Here is a 17,264-nt window from a genome sequence, read left to right on the forward strand (position 1 = left end):
GACTCAGCAGCATCTGCATTATTTTGCGTTTATTTCGAGGTTTAAACTCTTGATCTGCACTTTAATGCAGATAAACCAGTCTCTTGATCTTCTGAAATGCACTATATTGCACTTGTAGTTCACCAAACGACCGCAGCAATGCATTTAACTGCAGATGAGAGCCGCATGCACAACCTGACATTGCAGATATTCGACGCCGGTAAATGGCACGACGCGATGGTGTTGAGTTTTGACTCGCCCGAAAAAGGCTTCGAAAGCCGCTGCAGTTTTGGCTACGAGTCGGCGTATCTGGTCGAAAACATTGAGGCCATTGGCTCCCCTTTTTCCAAGGCCGTGAGTGCGCTGTTTCCCCTTGATTGGGAAGGGCGGCGATCCATCACGCCTGCATTCGTGCATGACATCGCACCGGCAGGCGCCGCTAAAAGGTTTCTTCTTGCACGTTTGGGGCAGGAGAAACCTGCAGGCATCAGTGCCGATCTTTATCTGCTTGGTCGCTGCACTCCGGCTCCGATCGGCAACATGCGGATAAAAGAATCGGCTGAGGCTGTCGATGAGCGCAAGCCCATCGGTTTTCAGCGTCAGGAGGTCGTCAGCCGTGACCACCGCTTCCTTGAATATGCCTATGAAATGGGAGCTGCGATTGGTGGGGCGACAGGGGCCGGAGGTGAGGCTCCCAAGATTCTTCTGGCGGAGGATCACGCCGGTCTTTTGTACCCCGATGCCGTGCTGGATGATGAAAACGTCCGTCAGCACTGGTTTGTGAAATTCGCCCGGAATAAGGGAAGTCAAACCGATCAAGACATCCTGCGCAGCGAATTCCACTACTACCAGGCGCTTCAGGCACTGGGTATCGAAACCGTCGCAGCAGAAGGTCTGGCGTTAGAGGAAGCGAACAAGCCCAGCTTGTGGATGCAGCGTTTTGATCGCCAGGTGACGAGCCGTGGGGTCGAGCGTTTTGCCGTGGAGTCGATTTATTCGCTGGCCGAAGTGACGACGCCGGGAAGCGCGATGAGCCATATGGATGTCATTCGCATGCTCGCCGAACTCTGGCGCAATGCGGGGCAAGCGAATCAGATTCCGGCACTGGTGGCGGACTATTTACGTCGGGACCTGATCAACAAAATTCTTGGTAACTCGGATAACCACGGTCGCAATACCGCAATCATTCGTGACGAGGGCTCGTATCGTCTGGCCCCCATTTATGATCTGGCCCCCATGGTCATGGATGACGAAGGTGTGACCCGCACGACCAAATGGCCAAAAGAGCTGGAGAGGGCGGGAGATGTCGATTGGCGAGGGGTTTGTCGCGCATTGGCGGATATTTCCGATCCGGATGACCCATTGGCAGGGTTGTCCGACGCGCCGGAGTCTTTCGAGCGTCTGCGTGAAGATGCGCAGTGCCTGGCCGAGTTGCCGGATATTTTGAGCGCCAGCGGTTTGCCTGACCGCACAATGAATCATCCGGGCGTCCACCTGAAAAACCTGGAGCAACGATTGAAAGAGTGGGATCTGAAATGAGCATGACCGTCGCCGAGCGCACCGTGCTCATCGAAAGCATTCAAGAAGCGCTGGCTGAAGGAACCGTAGAAATCGGTGAAGCAGTTCGCCGTTTACGCGTGGAGGTGACCGGGTTGCATCAGACCCAGTTCGCGAAGATGTGCAAGATTTCGGTACGCACGCTGGTGCACATCGAACACGGCGAAGGTAATCAGACACTGAAATCCCTGAATGCCGTGTTCCGCCCGTTCGGGCTGAAAATGGGCGTGGTACGGGTTCGGCGAAACAACAGCTGAACCCGCAACCTGTTTAGTGTCGATCAAGTTTCAACCGCGGCACTCAACCAACCCCTTCACCTGCCCATCCGCCGTCTGATTCTCATCGCTCAACCAGCGCTCGAATCCCGCTGCAATCGCCGGCCATTCCGAGTCCAGAATCGAATACCACGCGGTATCGCGGTTCTGGCCCTTGACCACCATGTGCTGGCGGAACACGCCTTCGAAGCTGAAGCCCAGACGCTCGGCCGCGTATTTGGAGCGGGCGTTGCCGTTGTTGCATTTCCATTCCAGGCGGCGGTAGCCGAGGGCGAAGGATTCTTTGGCCAGCAGGTAGACCGCCTCGGTGCTTTTCGGCGAGCGCTGCATCGGGGCGCCGAAGGTGACGTGGCCGATTTCGATGCGGCCCTGGGCCGGGACGATCGACATCAGGCTGAGGAGGCCTTGCACCTGGCCGCTGGCGCGGTCGATGACGCTGAAGAAATACGGATCGCTGTGGGCGGCGTGGTTGTTCAGCCAGTCATTGAAAGCGCTGCGCTCCGGAAACGGGCCGTAGGGCAAGTAATCCCAGAGTTTCGGATCGGCGCCGGGGCCTTGCAGAGCGTTGAACAGGTCGTCACCGTGGCGTGCCGGGGCGAGTTTTTCCAGGCGGATGAAGCGGCCTTCGATCAGGGTGGTGGAGGGCGGCGGTACGCCTTTCCAGTCGGCAAGTGAAGTCGTCATGGGCAGGGCTCCTTAAATGGCTTTGCGAAACTGGATGAAACCCGGGCGTTCGGCGATGCGCTCGTAGAGCTGGATCGCCGTGGCATTGGTTTCGTGGGTCAGCCAGTGCACCTTGCAGCAACCGTCCGCCTTGGCCGTGGCGTAAACGTGTTCGATCAGCAGGCGACCCACGCCGGTGCCACGGGTTTGCGGCTCCACCAGCAGGTCTTGCAGGTAGCAGGAGTTTTCGATGCTCCAGTTCGAACGATGGTAGATGAAATGCACCATGCCCACCGCTTTGCCGTCGGCCCAGGCGAGGGCGGCGTGAGTCGGTTCGTTCGGGTCGAGAAAGCGCTGCCAGGTGCTTTGGCTGACGGCGTCCGGCAACTCGGTGTTGTAGAAGCGCAGGTAGGCCTGCCACAGCGGCAGCCAAGCGGCGTGATCGGCGGCGCTGACCGGGCGGATGTCGATCTGACTCATGGTGATTTCCTTAACGCATCAAGTGAGCGAGGGTTTGATCGTTGATGTCGGGGCTGGCGGCCAGGCCTTCGCGCACGCCGGCGATGTCTTCGGCGCTGCGGTTCTGGCTGAGCTTGCGCTTGCCTTCGAGGCGGTCGATCGGAATGGCGAACCCGACGATGGCCTTGAGCATGCCGTCGATGTAATCGGCCGGGGCATCGTCAACCGACCAGGGCTGGGCGCGGCCCGCTTCATGGCGATCGGTGAGGGTGCTGACGATGTCCAGCAGCCGACCGCCATCGCTGAAGGTCTCGGCGTGACCGTAGGCGTGTACGGCGACGTAATTCCAGGTCGGCACGACTTTGCCGTGCTCGGCCTTGCTCGGGTAAAAGCCGGGGCTTACGTAGGCATCGGCACCGGGAAAAATCAGTATCGCTTCGGCGCCGTCACGCAGGTCTTTCCACTGCGGATTGGCCTTGGCCAGATGCCCGTACAGCGTGCCGTTCGGACCTTGTTCGCGATGCAACAACACCGGCACATGACTGGCCTGCAAGCCTTGTTCGCCGTGGGTGACCAGGATGGCGAGGCGGGTGGCGAGGATCAGTTCGTGCAGTTGGGACAGATCGTCGATGGCAAAGGCGCGGGGCGTGTACATGGAGAAAATTTCCTTGGCGAATGCCTGCATCGTAGGCAGGCTATTGGTCTGTTGTAAGAGCCATTGATGACCAATTTCATAGGTCCATTGTCATGCCCGATTCGACCACGCTGTCGCTGCCGTTCAACCCTGCCGGTATCGAGCTCGACCGCCGCAAAGGCCTGAGCCGTCAGCTCTATCAGGCCTTGCGCCTGCGGGTGCTCGACGGACGTCTGGCCAGCGGCACGCGCCTGCCGGCCAGTCGCGATCTGGCGGCAGCGTTGGGGATTTCCCGCAACAGCGTGGTGCGTGCCTACGATCAGCTGTATGCGGAGGGCTTCATTGAAGGCCGGGTCGGGGACGGCACTTATGTGGCGCAGTTACCGCAATCGGTGGCGCCCGCGAAAAAATTATCCACAAAAGTATCCACAGGGTTTTCAACAAGCTTACCCACAGCCTTATCCACAATTTCGGCCAATTCCACTGGGGATTTATCCAGCAAAGTTATCCACAGTGGTGCATTGCAGCGGCTTGAGCAGAACCATTTACCGATGCCACCGAGCGGTCCGCCGCGAGCATTCCGGGTCGGTGTTCCGGCGTTTGATCTGTTCCCGTTCGATGTCTGGGCCAAGCTGAACGCGGCGTTCTGGCGCAAACCCGATTTGCAGCAACTGTGTTACGGCGACCCGGCGGGCGATGCGCGCCTGCGTGGTCTGATCGCTGCGTATTTGCGCAGCTCACGCGGCATGCAGTGTTCGGCTGAGCAAATTGTGATCACCAGTGGCGCGCAGCAGGGAATCAGCCTTTGTGCACAGTTGTTGGTGGAACCGGGCGCCGGCGTGGGCATCGAGAATCCCGGTTATCGCGCAGCGGGTCATGCGTTCGCGCTGGCCGGCGGTCGATTGCACGGCATTGCCGTGGACGAAGAGGGCATCGACTGCGCGGCACTGGCGGCCGCCGAAGATTGCCGGGTGGCGTATGTCACACCGTCTCATCAATACCCGACCGGGCTGGTGATGAGCCTGGCGCGACGTCTGGAACTGCTGGCCTGGGCCGAGCGCAACGGCGGCTGGATCGTCGAGGACGACTACGACGGCGAGTATCGCTACACCGGCGCACCCTTGGCCCCGCTGGCAGCACTCGACCGCCAGGGCCGCGTGTTGTATGTCGGCACCTTCGGCAAAGTCGCGTTCCCGGCGCTGCGCCTGGGGTATCTGGTGTTGCCGCCGGGACTGGTGGAGGCGTTTGCGCAGCGGCGGGCGGTGGATGTCCGGCATTCCGAAGTGAGCACTCAAGCGGTGATGGCCGAATTCATGGCGGCCGGGCACTTCCAGCGGCACATCCGGCGGATGCGTCGGGCCGCACTGAGCCGGCGCAATGTACTTCTCAATGGCTGGCCCGAGGGGCTGGCGGGTGTCGGCGAACTGCCAGCCGTGTCGGCCGGACTGCATCTCACCGTGGCGGTCGATAGCGTGGCCCGTGAACAGCAATTGATCGAACAGGCCGCCAGGGTAAAGGTGGAAGTCAATGGCTTGAGCAAATATTGGCTGCCGGACTCGACGACGCCGCTCGATCAGCGCGCCGGTCTGGTGCTGGGTTTTGCGGCGGTGCCGGAGCCGGCGATCGAGTCGGCCCTGGCCCGTTTGCGGCAAGCCTGGGGTGAGTGAAGACGCAGCGTCGGTATCCAAAGACCCGCCGGGGCGGGTCCGGATTGGATGAGCAGGTTTCAGGTGCCGGATTTGATCTTCGTCCACGCCCGCGTGCGTGCCCGTTCCGCATCGCGCGGCAATGGCTGCAGGGTGTACAGCGTATTCATCGCCGCATCGGTCGGGTACAGATTCGGATTGTTGCGAATCGCCGGGTCGACAAGTTCGGTGGCGTCCTTGTTCGGGTTCGGATAACCGACAAAATCGCTGACCGGCGCGATCACCTGCGGTTGCAGCAGGTAGTTGATGAAGGTGTAGGCGTCCTGCGGGTTCTTCGCGCCTTTCGGGATCGCGAGCATGTCGAACCAGATCGGCGCGCCTTCTTTCGGCAGACGCATGTCCACCACCACGCCATTCTTCGCTTCCTTCGCACGGTTGGCCGCTTGCGAGAAGCTGCCCGAATAACCGACCGCGACGCAGATGTCGCCGTTGGCGATGTCGGCCATGTACTTGGACGAATGGAAGTAGGTCACGTACGGGCGAATCTTCATCAACAGCGCTTCAGCCTTGGCGTAGTCCGCCGGGTTCTTGCTGTTGGGATCCAGGCCGAGGTGTTGCAGGGCCAGCGGCAGGATCTCCGACGGCGAATCGAGCAGGGCCACGCCGCACTGCTTGAGCTTGCTGATGTTCTCTTCCTTGAAGATCAGGTCCCAGCTGTCCACCGGCGCGTTGTCGCCCAGCGTGGCCTTGACCTTGGCCGGGTTGAAGCCGATCAGGATGGTGCCGTACATGTACGGCACGGCGAACTTGTTGCCCGGATCGTTGGCTTCGATCAGCTTCATCAGTTTCGGGTCGAGGTGGTTCCAGTTCGGCAACTGGCTGCGATCCAGCGGCTGGAACACCCCGGCCTCGATCTGCTTGGCGAGGAACACGTTGGACGGCACCACCACGTCGTAGCCGGAGTTGCCGGTCAGCAGCTTGGCCTCCAGTGCTTCGTTGGTGTCGAAGATGTCGTAGACCAGTCTGGTCTGGCTGTTCTGCGCCTTGAAATCTTCCAGTGCCTTGGGGGTGATGTAGTCGAACCAGTTGTAGACCCGCAGGGTGCGTTCCTCGGCGTGTGCGGCGCCGCTTAGCAGAGCCGCGCACAACGCCGGCGCGATGAAGTGCTTGAGTCTGCTCATTGTTCGAAACCTTCAAGCACGTTCACCGCGTTGATGCCGATTTCTTCCACCGCGTAGCCACCTTCCATGACGAACAGGGTCGGTTTGCCGAGGGCCGCGATGCGCTTGCCCATGGCCAGGTAGTCCGGGCTGTCGAGCTTGAACTGCGAAATCGGATCGTCCTTGAAGGTGTCCACACCCAGCGACACGACGATGATGTCGGCGCCGTAGTTGTCGATCTCCTGGCAGGCCTGATCCAGTGCCGCACTCCAGATATCCCAGCCGGAACCGGCTGGCAGCGGATAGTTGAAGTTGAAGCCTTCCCCGGCGCCTTCCCCGCGTTCGTCTTCGTAGCCGAGGAAGAACGGGAATTCCGCTTCCGGGTGGCCATGGATCGAGGTGAACAGCACGTCGCTGCGCTCGTAGAAAATCGATTGGGTGCCATTGCCGTGGTGGTAGTCGACGTCGAGGATCGCGACCTTCTTGTGGCCCTGATCGAGGAATGCCTGCGCGGCGATGGCGGCGTTGTTGAGGTAGCAATAACCGCCCATCAAATCACCGGCAGCGTGGTGTCCCGGTGGACGGCACAGGGCGAAGGCACCGCGGGCGCCGCGCTGGATTTCCGCTTGTGCGGTCAGCGCCACTTGCGCCGCGCTGTACGCCGCTTGCCAGGTGCCGGCGGTGATCGGCGCGCCTCCGTCGAAGCTGTAATAGCCGAGCTGGCCGTGCAGGCTGGTCGGCTTGACCTGACGCAAGGTGCGCGCCGGCCAGGTGTAAGGCAGCAAGTCGCCGTCGGTGTTGAACTCGGTCCAGCGTGCCCACGCGCCTTTGAAAAAGTCGAGGTAGTCGCGGCTGTGAATGCGCTCGATCGGCCCGAGGCCGAAATCCTTCGGTGCCTCGACCGGGCCGAGGTTTTGATTTTTTACCCGTTGCAGCACGTGGTCGGCGCGCGACGGCATCTCGAAGCAAGGCTTGAGTTGCCCGTCGATCAATTCGCAGCGGCCATGGTGCAGGTGGTGATCGTCAGAGTAGATCGTCAGCATTTGTTGTTCTCCGCAGGGGCTGATTCGGTTGGCTCCAGTGTTGCGGCGCGGGGCGAATCGGAGAACGTCAGGAGCGGCCAAAAGGGGATCGATATGGCCAAAAGAACTGACCGAAATTCGCCCCTCCTCTGGCCCTTTGATTTGGAACGCAGAACATGTGGGAGCTGGCTTGCCAGCGATAGCGGAGTGTCAGGCGACTTCAATGCCGAGTGTGTCGACGCCATCGCTGGCCAGTCAGCTCCCGTAAAGTAAGTATCAGTGTGGCCGGAACTGACTCGGTGCCACACCGCTCCAGCGCACGAACGCATGGCGAAAGCTCGCGGTCTCGCTGAAACCCAGGGTTTCGGCGATGCGGTAGATCGGCAGTTGATCTTCGCAAAGCATCTGCTTGGCCCGCTCGAAACGCAGCTCGTCGAGCAGCTCCTGATAACTGCAGCCCATGTCCTTCAGATGCCGGCGCAGGGTGCGCGGCGAGCAGTTCATCTGCTGCGCCAGACCTTCCAGGCCCGGTGCGGCATTGAGTTGCGCACTGAGCAACTGGCGGATCCGCCCCAGCCACGCCTGGCGGCCGGTGAACTCGGTGTTCTGTTTGCGGCAGCGTTCGGCCATGGCCTGGTGGGTGATGATGTCGGCCAGCGGCAGCGGCTGGTCGAGCCAGCGCCGGTCGAAGGCGAAGGCGTTGTCCTTGGCGCCGAAGTGCAGGGGCGCCTTGAAGTGATCGGCGTAGCTGTCGCGGTAATCCGGCGCGGCGTGTTCGAAGCGCGCGGCCAGCAATGGCAGCGGATGGCCGAGCAGGTCGTCGCAGATGACTTTCAGCGACACCAGACAGAACTCCGCGTTGAACACCGCCATCGCCGGGCTCTCGCGATAATCGGCGGCGACGAACCAGACGCGCTCGCCGTCGTCTTCCAGGCTCAGTTCGAAAAGTGTTCCCAGCAGCGCCGGATAACGGATCGCCAGCCGCAAAGCGTCACCGAAGGTGGCACAGGTCAGCAGCGCGTAACCGAGGATGCCGTAGCAGGAAACATGCATGCGCCGGCCCAGCTCCAGGCCGATGTCGTGCTTGAGCGCGACCGCATTGGCGCAGACCTGCATCTCCTGATTGGTGGTAATGCGGGTGTCGGCCCGGCTTAGATCCGCCGCGCTGATGCCGCTGCCGGCGAGCAGTGCTTCGCTGGACAGGCCTTGATCCCTGAAGGTGTTGAGCACCAGGGCGACGGCGTTGAGGGTGGTGAGGTGGGAGTGAAGCATAGGATCTTCCAGCCGGGCGGTGCCGGAAAGGCGAGCAAGTTATGTGCCGGCGACAGCTGTCGAAAATCAGCAAGATAACTTTGCCCGATTCGTTAGTTGGACGATTTGTTGTTTTTTAAATGCTCATCACAAGCAAAAATAGAAATTTGGCAGTAATAAGTTAGAGCGGCGCTCAATTAATTTATATTATTTGATATTTGCTGGCTACTGTCAGAAGTTACAGGTTTTTCCCGTAAAGTGTACCGTTTGTCGGGAGCGGTTTTTGGTTTGACTTGGTGCACTTCCGCATCTATTTTCGAATGGTCGTGTCACTGGATTCGGCCTGTTGGAGTACGATCAATCTGGAGTTGGCAATGGGTTGACGGCTTTCATTCTGGCAAATTCATAGACTGAACCATGGCAGTAACAGATGTGAAATCCAGTTTTATCCCTACGGAGAATCAGGCAATGAAATCTTTTGAAGATCTGAATAAAAAAATCGATCTAATCGCGAAAAACGCGCTTGAGGGCGAGATTAAGATAAATCGTGATGGGCAAGATGTCAGGCTCTCTGCCTACAGGCTTGACCCTGAAAGTAATATTTTGATTGCTTTCGCCATTTTGGGTCCTGACAATAAACTCGAGCAAACGATCGCGTTCTTCATTGATGCAAAAGATCTTGGAAAAAAGGTTCGTATTCCAGAAGAGTACGGGTCCATTCAAGCTATCTACAAAGATGAACATAATATTGCTACGAGCGGGGTCATCCAAATAAATCGGGATCCCATCGGCGGATATTTTTACGGAATCGTGGAGGCCGAGTTCGCTCATCCAGACAGCACGATCAAACAGTTAAAAGACGGCATTTTCAGCATCAAGTGATTAACGCAAATCTTCACGTATCGAGAGCGAGAAGCCTGTGGAGTTGTCCAGGTCTATTGACCCTGCCCCCTAACATCCATTGGGGCAGGGCCATATCTATCCGGCTGCAGGTTTGTACGTCGAATCAGATTAGCTCACTTCATAGATCGAGTTCGACCAGACGTCGTACTTCGGCCGTTTCAAGGCCTGCCCCCACCAGCAAGGCATTCAACTTGCCAAACGCTGCCTCACGATTCATCCCGCCACCGGACAGCATGCCCACACCACGCAAGCGGCTGCCCGCTTCGACTGCGTGACCGCAACCACGAAGATGCACGCCCGGCGCCAGGCCGTGGCCGAGGGCGACTCGTTCCGCCGCACCGATGCTGCTGCCGGCCAGCAGCGCTTCGCTGGACAGGCCCTGATCCCTGAAGGTGATGAGCATCAGGGAGACGGCGTTGAGGGTGGTGAGGTGGGAGTGGAGCATGGGAATGTCCTGAGCGAATACAACTTTGAAGGGGCAAATTACATGCCACCTGCCGGTTTCAGTTGTTTGCGCTAATTAAAGTTAACAGAGGAGACCAGATTGATTTGTTAGTTATAGGGTCATGGCTCCCGCCTGTTTAACTTAATGCGAGATTGCTCTTTTGACGACTGTCAGAAGTAACAGGTTTTTAAATATAAGTGCACCGCTGGTCGTTTAGTTACTGGTTTTCTTGATTTTCGTTTTTTTATTTGATTTGTATTTTTCTGGGGCTACGCTCAAGTTTGCAGTCGTAATGTCTGTGAAGTTTTTCAATAGAGGAGAATGGGAAATGAGTTCGAAAGATAGTGATGTCGAAGCTCAATGGGATGATATGGAAGAGATATGGGAAAAATATGGAAATGGAAAGAATCCTGCAACTGAGGGGCGCGTTGAAGGGGCAGTAGATAACAAATACTTACTCTCTGATGCCAACTCTTTTGTGGTAAATAATGGTCAACACGGAACAAGTATAATTTTTATATTTAAGAGCAAGCATTCTGATTTTAACCTTGAGATCCCGGAGTCAGCGCTGAAATTGAGCACCTATACTCTTCAAATGAGTAAGCGCGAATATTTAAATACGAAGCCTAGTGTTGCTGAGGCGCGTTGGTGGGCGGACACAACAAGGCTTTCAAATGCAACGTTTGACAGCGTCACGGGAAAGTATGAATGCGACGTTGATGCAACAGTTTATCGAGGTAATCCGCAAAATCCTGAAACGGCAAAATTGAAGGCGCATCTTTTTATTGTTCAGGTGAAATAGTTGATACCCCTCCATTGGCAGTAAGGAGGGGTATTTTTGTTCATCATTGATCAGTTGACTGCAGAACAAACCAAGTTACAAAGACAGTTCTCCACAGAGATCCAGTTCCACAAGCTGCCGAATGTTTGTTACTTCGAGTCCTGCCCCCAGCAACCCGTGTAACTTGCCGAACGCTGCCTCCCGCGTCATGCCCCCACCCGACAGTACACCGACACCACGCAAGCGGCTGCCGGCTTCGTACACATCCAGTTCCACACCGCCTTCATGGCACTGCGTGACCGCCACCACGACCACGCCGCTGTCCCGCGCCCGGCCGAGGCTGGCGAGGAACTCTGGGTTGTCGCTCGGCCCGGTGCCGCTGCCGTAGCATTCCAGCACCAGGCCCTGAATGTCGCTGTCGAGCAGGCCGTCGATGATTTGGGCGCCAATGCCCGGGAACAGGGGCAATACCGCAACCCTGGCCAGTTGCTTGGGCTGGTTGTAGTTCAGCGCTGCCGGCAGGGAAGTGGCTTTCACGCCGCCGCCCTGACGGTCCAGGCGCTTGAATGGATGACGGCCGAAGCTGCGCACTTTCGCGCAACGGGTCGGCGCCAGCAGTTCGCCGTGGAAATACAGATGCACGCCCGGCGCCAGGCCGTGACCGAGGGCGACCAGTGCGCCGCTGAGGTTTTCCCAGGCGTCGCTGTCGGTGACGCCGGCCGGCAGCATCGAACCGGTGAAGCACACGCGGGCATGCAGGCCGAGCAGCTGGAAGCTCATGGCGGCGGCGCTGTAGGCCAGGGTGTCGGTGCCGTGCAGGATCAGCACGCTGTCGCAACCTTGCACATCGACGGCGTCGACCACCGCTTCACGCAGTTGCTGCCAGTAGGCCGGGGTCATGTTGGCGCTGTCGATCAGCGGCGACATCTCGCGAAAGCGCCACTGCGGCACCACCAGCTCCGGCTGGCTGTGCAGGTAATCGCGCATCCGCGCTTCGAAACCGGACGCCGGAGCCAGGCCATTGGCGCTGGCCTGCATGCCGATGGTGCCACCGGTGTACAGCACCATGACGTGCTGGGCGGCAGGGTAGGTCGAGGAATTCATGGGGAGTTCTCCTGAACGAGGACAGCATGCGGTCGAGCATGACGCCGACCGCTGCTTGTGTCACGCCGGGCGCAGGATCTGCGCCCGGTTTTTACCCGATCAGCGTTGCGCTGCCGGGATGCCTTGCGGCTGAGCGTTGGCCTGGGTGTCGGCCGACGGATTGGCAGGCCAGGCTTTCAGGTCCAGATCCAGGTCGCTGAACTTGCTGGAGTCGAATACCGGCTGGTCGACGCCGGCGCGGCGCTGCGCATCGTAGTCGCGCATCACGCGCATGCCGACCTTGAACAGCAGGGCCAGGGCCATCAGGTTGACGAAGGCCAGGCAGGTCATGGTGATGTCGGCGAAGGCGAATACGGTCGACAGGTCTTGCATCGAACCCCAGACCACCAGCGCCAGCACCAGGCCGCGGAAGGTCATCAGCGCAGCACGGTTGCGAGTGAGGAACTGCAGGCTGTTTTCGCCCAGGTAGTAGTTGTAGAGGATGCAAGTGAAGACGAACAGCGACAGCGCGACGCTGACGAACATGCGGCCCCAGTCACCCACCACGGCGGCCAGCGAGTTCTGGGTCAGGACGATGCCGTCACCTTCGAAGCCCGGGGTGTAGAAGCCCGACAGCAGGATCAGCAGCGCGGTGCAGGTGCAGATCACGAAGGTGTCGAGGAACACGCTGAACGCCTGAACCACGCCTTGAGCGCCCGGGTGCTTCACGGCGGCCACGGCGGCGACGTTCGGCGCACTGCCCAGGCCCGCTTCGTTGGCAAACACGCCACGCTTCACGCCCATGACAATCGCGCTGCCGAGCAGGCCGCCGAAGGCCGGGTCGAGACCGAAGGCGCTTTTGAAGATGGTGACCAGCATGGCTGGCACGTGTTCGATCTGGGTGCCGATCACGTAGAGGGTCACGCCGATGTAGGCCAGGGTCTTGATCGGCACCAGCAGGTCGGACACCGAAGCGATGCGCTTGATGCCGCCGATGAAGGTAATGGCCAGCAGCACTGCCAGGACGATACCGGTGTGTTGCGGATCAAAGGCAAAGGCGTTTTGCAGCGAGTGGGTCACGGTGTAGGACTGCAGGCCGATGAAGGCGAAGCCGTAGGTGACCAGCAGCAGGATCGAGAACACCACCGCCATGCCTTTGAGCTTCAGGCCGTGCTGGATGTAGTAAGCCGGACCGCCACGGTACAGGCCGTCGCCATCGGCACGCTTGTAGACCTGGGCCAGCGTACATTCGAAGAAGCTGCTGGACATGCCGACCAGAGCGGTTACCCACATCCAGAACACCGCCCCCGGACCACCCAGGGTCACGGCGATGCCGACACCGGCGATGTTGCCTGCACCGACGCGGCCGGCGAGGCTGAGCATCAGGGCCTGGAACGAGCTGAGTTGCCCGGCGCTGCCTTTGAGGCTGTCGCGGAACACCGCGAACATGTGGAAGAAGTGGCGCAATTGAACGAAACGCGAGCGAATCGTGAAGTAGCTACCGAGCCCGACAATGAGCACGATCAGTACTTTCCCTGAGAGGAAGTCGTTGATGACTTCGAGCATGGATTTTTCCTCGCTGTTTATTGTTTAAGCAAATGCTGGATGGTCAGAAACATCGCGTTACACCGGTGTGCGTGCGGCACAACGGGCGAGGCGAGGGTTTCGTCCCGGATCCATATCGCGGGTTTGTTATTAGTTCGGGTTTCGCATGGGTTATGGCCTCGTTACCGACGACCGCTCACGCGAAGAGGGGCGGCACTATACCGATCAGTGCGGCGCCCGTCTGCACGGTTGTGGTGCAAGCGACGAAACGAAGCTTTGAAACACCCGACGTTACCGGCGTCGGGCTTGTCTGGGAGCCGGTTTGCAGCCAGCTTCCATACATACGGTTCTCAGGTTCAAACAGTTAAAAAAAAGGGCTCGGGGAATGCTCCCCAAGCCCTCAAAAGGTGAGAGGTGTCTAGTCCCTCGACCTGGTGAGCGGTGCTACACGTCACGCGTCGGCTCAGGCTTTGAGCGGAACCAGACGCGGAGCAATCATGTTTTCCGGGCGCAGGATGTCGGCGAGCATGGCTTCGTCGAGCAGACCTTCTTCGCGCACCAGTTCCAGCACGCCGCGGCCGCTTTCAAGGGCGATACGGGCGATGCGGGTGGCGTTTTTGTAGCCGATGTACGGGTTCAGTGCGGTGACCAGACCGATCGAGTGTTCGACCAGTTCGCGGCAGCGCGCTTCGTTGGCGGTGATGCCGACGATGCAGTGCTCGCGCAGCATGTCCATGGCGCGTTGCAGCAGGCGGATCGAGTCGAGGATCTTGAAGGCGATCAGCGGCTCCATCACGTTCAGTTGCAGTTGGCCGCCTTCGGCTGCCATGGTCAGCGCCAGATCGTTACCGATGACCTGGAATGCCACCTGGTTCACGGCTTCCGGGATTACCGGGTTGACCTTGCCTGGCATGATCGAGCTGCCTGGCTGACGCGCCGGCAGGTTGATTTCGTTGATGCCGGTGCGCGGGCCGCTGGACAGCAGGCGCAGGTCGTTGCAGATCTTCGACAGTTTGACCGCGGTGCGCTTGAGCATGCCGGAGAACAGCACGAAGGCGCCCATGTCGGAAGTGGCTTCAATCAGGTCGGCGGCTGGAACCAGCGGTTGACCGCTGATCAGCGCCAGACGCTGTACGGCCAGGGCCTGGTAGCGCGGGTCGGCGTTGATGCCGGTGCCGATCGCGGTACCGCCCAGGTTCACTTCGGTCAGCAGTTCCGGGGCCAGCGTCTTCAGACGGGCCAGGTCTTCGCCCATGGTGGTGGCGAAAGCACGGAATTCCTGACCCAGGGTCATCGGTACGGCGTCTTGCAGCTGGGTACGGCCCATCTTCAGGACGTGATTGAATTCTTCACCCTTGGCCGCGAACGCCTGAATCAGGCTGTCGAGGCTGGCCAGCAGCGCGTCGTGACCCAGCAGCAGACCCAGACGGATCGCGGTCGGATAGGCGTCGTTGGTCGACTGCGCCATGTTCACGTCGTCGTTCGGGTGCAGGTACTGGTATTCGCCTTTCTGGTGACCCATCGCTTCCAGCGCGATGTTGGCGATCACTTCGTTGGCGTTCATGTTGGTGGAGGTACCGGCGCCACCTTGAATCATGTCGACCACGAACTCTTCGTGGAAATCGCCGCGGATCAGACGGGCACAGGCTTCGCTGATGGCAGCGTGCTTGGCTTCGCTCAGGTGACCCAGCTCGCGGTTGGCGTCAGCGGCAGCCTGTTTGACCATCGCCAGACCGACAACCAGCTTCGGGTAGTGCGAAATCGGAACGCCGGAGAGACGGAAGTTGTTCACCGCTCGCAGGGTCTGGATGCCGTAATACGCTTGAGCAGGGACTTCGAGGGTGCCAAGCAGGTCGTTTTCTGTGCGGAATGATGCAGCGGAGGACATGATAGAAATCATCTCGATATGGACCCGGTCTGTGCCGGAACGCTGCGAATGCTAGGCTTGTGGGAATTTTTGGGCCAATGCTGTTAAACACTGCCCTATGCACATTCGGCATAATGCCCGTGTGACGCCGCGTGCGCGGCAGACGTGTGACCTGTTTTGGTGCGTGTCCGGGAGGACGTGATGAATCTGGAAAGCAAATGGCTCGAGGACTTCAGTGCTCTGGCCGCCACCCGCAGCTTCTCGCAGGCGGCCGAACGGCGCTTCGTGACCCAGCCGGCGTTCAGTCGGCGGATCCGCAGCCTGGAAGCGGCTCTCGGACTGACGCTGGTCAACCGCTCGCGTACGCCGATCGAGCTGACGGCGGCGGGACAACTGTTCCTGGTGACCGCGCGCACCGTGGTCGAACAGCTCGGTGAGGTGTTGCGCCATTTGCATCACCTCGAAGGTGGGCAAGGCGAAGTGATCCAGGTCGCAGCGGCGCATTCGTTGGCGCTCGGATTCTTCCCGCGCTGGATCGCTCAACTGCGCAACGAAGGCCTGAACATTGCCACGCGGCTGGTAGCGACCAACGTCGGTGACGCGGTTCACGCGCTGCGGGAAGGTGGTTGCGATCTGATGCTGGCGTTCTATGACCCGGACGCCGCCATGCAGATGGACCCGGAAATCTTCCCGTCGCTGCACCTGGGCCAGACCGAAATGCTCCCGGTGTGCGCGGCGGATGCCGACGGCAAACCGATGTTCGATCTGGAAGGCGAGGGCAGTGTGCCGCTGCTGGCGTACAGCGCCGGGGCGTTTCTCGGGCGTTCTGTGAATGGCTTGCTGCGCCAGCGTCAGCTGCGTTTCACCACGATCTATGAAACCGCCATGGCCGACAGTCTGAAAAGCATGGCGCTGGAAGGCCTCGGTATCGCCTGGGTTCCGCAACTGAGCGTACGAGCCGAACTGGCCCGTGGCGAACTGGTGGTCTGCGGCGGCGCGCAATGGCATGTGCCGCTGGAGATCCGCCTGTACCGCTGCGCGCTGGTGCGCAAGGCCAATGTGCGGTTGTTGTGGCGCAAGCTGGAAGGCGGTGCAGCGAGTGGCAATAACTGAGTGAAAGCAGAGGCGAATGTTGTTTTTCGCCTCTGCCAAGCCGGGTGAGCTTTATTAAAATACGAGAGCTCGTGGGATGCGGCAGGTTTGCATCAGTTCAATCGTCGTCCCAGTCGTCTTGGGGGCGCGGCACGGCCCGCTGTGCAATCGGTTTGTCCAGGTAATTGCGAATGTTCTCTCTGTTTTTATCACTGAAGCGGTTGGCATTGCTTCGAAGTGGTGAGAAATCATCATCACTCATGATTGTTTCGCTCCACCAGCCGTTGTACAGGATTTCGCTGTCTTCATGAGTCGCGCCGAACATGTGGCCTGCTTCGTGAGCAGGAACCATGTCGCTTCTTATCGAGGATATACCCGCGTAACCCTTGCTTTGTGCAATTCCCATTGTGCTCGGGTTTATATTGTCGCGGGTCAGTAATAGATACTTGTTGAATCTTGTGTGCGAGTCTTGCAGGAGCACGGAGCCGAAATGGCTTCTTAGTTTTTCTGCCCAAGCGTCCAAAGAACTGGCGGCAGATATTTTTTTATAATCAAAACCACTCAAGGTTTCTGCTTCTGACGGGGTGAACATATTGACTGATAGCTTGCGGCCAGAAAGTTTCTGGATTTCGTCGGTAAACCAGGAAAAATGAGTGTTGTACAAGTCTCGTCTGCTGTCGTCCGATAAGTCCTCATGGATGAAGACATTCAGTGTTAAAGGCTGTTTGGCCATGTTCCGTTCCTTGGATGATTGCAATTTACTTGATAGTGACGGGCAGGCCTGATGGTGCCGACTGTCCTGCCGTTGTGATTTTGGAAGTGCTTTTAATATGGATTTGTTGCTGTGCAATATAAGTTTTTGTTTTTGGTGGGCTCTCTGTTTTTTTGTTTCATGCTTGGTT

The 17,264-nt window shown here is 59.0% G+C and carries 16 protein-coding genes and 1 pseudogene; 6 read left to right on the top strand and 11 right to left on the bottom strand.

Annotated elements, in window-relative coordinates; genetic code table 11:
• Positions 1-165 precede the first annotated feature (165 nt).
• Together CAF77_RS00845 and CAF77_RS00850 are read left to right on the top strand one after the other, a co-directional pair.
• On the top strand, positions 166-1,518 hold the full coding sequence (locus tag CAF77_RS00845) for a HipA domain-containing protein (protein WP_064379751.1): 1,353 nt from the start codon (positions 166-168) through the stop codon (positions 1,516-1,518).
• Positions 1,515-1,793 carry a helix-turn-helix domain-containing protein gene (locus CAF77_RS00850; RefSeq protein ID WP_064379753.1) on the top strand — a complete coding sequence of 93 codons (279 nt, stop codon included), beginning with the start codon at positions 1,515-1,517 and terminating at the stop codon, positions 1,791-1,793. Before CAF77_RS00845 ends, CAF77_RS00850 begins: the two co-directional genes overlap by 4 nt.
• Before the next feature lie 30 nt (positions 1,794-1,823).
• Here CAF77_RS00850 and CAF77_RS00855 read toward each other — a convergent pair whose 3' ends face one another.
• Genes CAF77_RS00855 through CAF77_RS00865 form a run of 3 tightly spaced genes read right to left on the bottom strand, consistent with a single transcriptional unit; the run spans position 1,824 to position 3,588 of the window.
• Positions 1,824-2,495, bottom strand: coding sequence for a GNAT family N-acetyltransferase (locus CAF77_RS00855; RefSeq protein WP_085653930.1), 672 nt, complete (start codon positions 2,493-2,495; stop codon positions 1,824-1,826).
• A 12-nt stretch (positions 2,496-2,507) separates the two neighbouring features.
• Positions 2,508-2,954 carry a GNAT family N-acetyltransferase gene (locus CAF77_RS00860; RefSeq protein WP_011336633.1) on the bottom strand — a complete coding sequence of 149 codons (447 nt, stop codon included), beginning with the start codon at positions 2,952-2,954 and terminating at the stop codon, positions 2,508-2,510.
• Positions 2,955-2,964: 10 nt separating this feature from the next.
• The gene (locus CAF77_RS00865) at positions 2,965-3,588 is read right to left on the bottom strand and encodes an FMN-binding negative transcriptional regulator (protein ID WP_064379759.1); all 624 of its coding nucleotides are present in this window, start codon (positions 3,586-3,588) and stop codon (positions 2,965-2,967) included.
• Between the two features lie 92 nt (positions 3,589-3,680).
• Here CAF77_RS00865 and CAF77_RS00870 point away from each other — a divergent pair, with 92 nt between their 5' ends.
• Positions 3,681-5,234: a PLP-dependent aminotransferase family protein gene (locus CAF77_RS00870; RefSeq protein WP_064379761.1), complete on the top strand. Its 1,554-nt coding sequence runs from the start codon at positions 3,681-3,683 to the stop codon at positions 5,232-5,234.
• Between the two features lie 59 nt (positions 5,235-5,293).
• Here the strand turns inward: CAF77_RS00870 and CAF77_RS00875 are convergent, their stop codons facing one another.
• From CAF77_RS00875 to CAF77_RS00885, 3 genes are all read right to left on the bottom strand, one after another.
• On the bottom strand, positions 5,294-6,394 hold the full coding sequence (locus CAF77_RS00875; RefSeq protein ID WP_064379762.1) for a polyamine ABC transporter substrate-binding protein: 1,101 nt from the start codon (positions 6,392-6,394) through the stop codon (positions 5,294-5,296).
• Complete coding sequence (locus tag CAF77_RS00880; protein ID WP_011336629.1) at positions 6,391-7,416, bottom strand: histone deacetylase family protein; 1,026 nt, start codon at positions 7,414-7,416, stop codon at positions 6,391-6,393. Before CAF77_RS00880 ends, CAF77_RS00875 begins: the two co-directional genes overlap by 4 nt.
• A 255-nt stretch (positions 7,417-7,671) precedes the next feature.
• The gene (locus CAF77_RS00885; RefSeq protein ID WP_064379764.1) at positions 7,672-8,667 is read right to left on the bottom strand and encodes an AraC family transcriptional regulator; all 996 of its coding nucleotides are present in this window, start codon (positions 8,665-8,667) and stop codon (positions 7,672-7,674) included.
• Between the two features lie 396 nt (positions 8,668-9,063).
• On the opposite strand from CAF77_RS00885, the gene CAF77_RS00890 reads away from it, so the two are divergent.
• Positions 9,064-9,528: a hypothetical protein gene (locus CAF77_RS00890; RefSeq protein WP_011336627.1), complete on the top strand. Its 465-nt coding sequence runs from the start codon at positions 9,064-9,066 to the stop codon at positions 9,526-9,528.
• Positions 9,529-9,667: 139 nt separating this feature from the next.
• On the opposite strand, the pseudogene CAF77_RS28725 reads toward CAF77_RS00890, so the two are convergent.
• A pseudogene (locus CAF77_RS28725) lies at positions 9,668-9,814 on the bottom strand (asparaginase); the annotation flags it as partial.
• A gap of 508 nt (positions 9,815-10,322) precedes the next feature.
• Here CAF77_RS28725 and CAF77_RS28730 point away from each other — a divergent pair.
• Positions 10,323-10,796, top strand: coding sequence for a hypothetical protein (locus CAF77_RS28730; RefSeq protein ID WP_139831544.1), 474 nt, complete (start codon positions 10,323-10,325; stop codon positions 10,794-10,796).
• A 75-nt stretch (positions 10,797-10,871) separates the two neighbouring features.
• Here the strand turns inward: CAF77_RS28730 and CAF77_RS00900 are convergent, their stop codons facing one another.
• The 3 genes from CAF77_RS00900 to aspA all read right to left on the bottom strand — a co-directional run bounded on the left by CAF77_RS00900 (position 10,872) and on the right by aspA (position 15,291).
• Positions 10,872-11,879, bottom strand: coding sequence for an asparaginase (locus CAF77_RS00900; RefSeq protein ID WP_064379767.1), 1,008 nt, complete (start codon positions 11,877-11,879; stop codon positions 10,872-10,874).
• A 99-nt stretch (positions 11,880-11,978) separates the two neighbouring features.
• Complete coding sequence (locus CAF77_RS00905) at positions 11,979-13,424, bottom strand: sodium:alanine symporter family protein (protein WP_011336625.1); 1,446 nt, start codon at positions 13,422-13,424, stop codon at positions 11,979-11,981.
• 442 nt (positions 13,425-13,866) lie between these two features.
• Positions 13,867-15,291 carry an aspartate ammonia-lyase gene (aspA, locus tag CAF77_RS00910; protein WP_039765095.1) on the bottom strand — a complete coding sequence of 475 codons (1,425 nt, stop codon included), beginning with the start codon at positions 15,289-15,291 and terminating at the stop codon, positions 13,867-13,869.
• 180 nt (positions 15,292-15,471) lie between these two features.
• On the opposite strand from aspA, the gene CAF77_RS00915 reads away from it, so the two are divergent.
• A complete protein-coding gene (locus tag CAF77_RS00915; protein ID WP_064379769.1) occupies positions 15,472-16,383 on the top strand; it encodes a LysR substrate-binding domain-containing protein in 912 nt (303 codons plus the stop codon).
• 97 nt (positions 16,384-16,480) lie between these two features.
• Here CAF77_RS00915 and CAF77_RS00920 read toward each other — a convergent pair whose 3' ends face one another.
• Positions 16,481-17,095, bottom strand: coding sequence for a hypothetical protein (locus CAF77_RS00920; RefSeq protein WP_064379771.1), 615 nt, complete (start codon positions 17,093-17,095; stop codon positions 16,481-16,483).
• Positions 17,096-17,264: the final 169 nt, after the last annotated feature.

The organism is Pseudomonas sp. R15(2017) (genome assembly GCF_002112685.1).
Taxonomy (GTDB): domain Bacteria; phylum Pseudomonadota; class Gammaproteobacteria; order Pseudomonadales; family Pseudomonadaceae; genus Aquipseudomonas; species Aquipseudomonas glycinae.

Coding starts and splice junctions, on each gene's coding strand:
- CAF77_RS00845 (WP_064379751.1), top strand. CDS start 166: ATGCACAACCTGACATTGCAGATATTCGACGCCGGTAAATGGCACGAC.
- CAF77_RS00850 (WP_064379753.1), top strand. CDS start 1,515: ATGAGCATGACCGTCGCCGAGCGCACCGTGCTCATCGAAAGCATTCAA.
- CAF77_RS00855 (WP_085653930.1), bottom strand. CDS start 2,495: ATGACGACTTCACTTGCCGACTGGAAAGGCGTACCGCCGCCCTCCACC.
- CAF77_RS00860 (WP_011336633.1), bottom strand. CDS start 2,954: ATGAGTCAGATCGACATCCGCCCGGTCAGCGCCGCCGATCACGCCGCT.
- CAF77_RS00865 (WP_064379759.1), bottom strand. CDS start 3,588: ATGTACACGCCCCGCGCCTTTGCCATCGACGATCTGTCCCAACTGCAC.
- CAF77_RS00870 (WP_064379761.1), top strand. CDS start 3,681: ATGCCCGATTCGACCACGCTGTCGCTGCCGTTCAACCCTGCCGGTATC.
- CAF77_RS00875 (WP_064379762.1), bottom strand. CDS start 6,394: ATGAGCAGACTCAAGCACTTCATCGCGCCGGCGTTGTGCGCGGCTCTG.
- CAF77_RS00880 (WP_011336629.1), bottom strand. CDS start 7,416: ATGCTGACGATCTACTCTGACGATCACCACCTGCACCATGGCCGCTGC.
- CAF77_RS00885 (WP_064379764.1), bottom strand. CDS start 8,667: ATGCTTCACTCCCACCTCACCACCCTCAACGCCGTCGCCCTGGTGCTC.
- CAF77_RS00890 (WP_011336627.1), top strand. CDS start 9,064: ATGGCAGTAACAGATGTGAAATCCAGTTTTATCCCTACGGAGAATCAG.
- CAF77_RS28730 (WP_139831544.1), top strand. CDS start 10,323: ATGAGTTCGAAAGATAGTGATGTCGAAGCTCAATGGGATGATATGGAA.
- CAF77_RS00900 (WP_064379767.1), bottom strand. CDS start 11,879: ATGAATTCCTCGACCTACCCTGCCGCCCAGCACGTCATGGTGCTGTAC.
- CAF77_RS00905 (WP_011336625.1), bottom strand. CDS start 13,424: ATGCTCGAAGTCATCAACGACTTCCTCTCAGGGAAAGTACTGATCGTG.
- aspA (WP_039765095.1), bottom strand. CDS start 15,291: ATGTCCTCCGCTGCATCATTCCGCACAGAAAACGACCTGCTTGGCACC.
- CAF77_RS00915 (WP_064379769.1), top strand. CDS start 15,472: ATGAATCTGGAAAGCAAATGGCTCGAGGACTTCAGTGCTCTGGCCGCC.
- CAF77_RS00920 (WP_064379771.1), bottom strand. CDS start 17,095: ATGGCCAAACAGCCTTTAACACTGAATGTCTTCATCCATGAGGACTTA.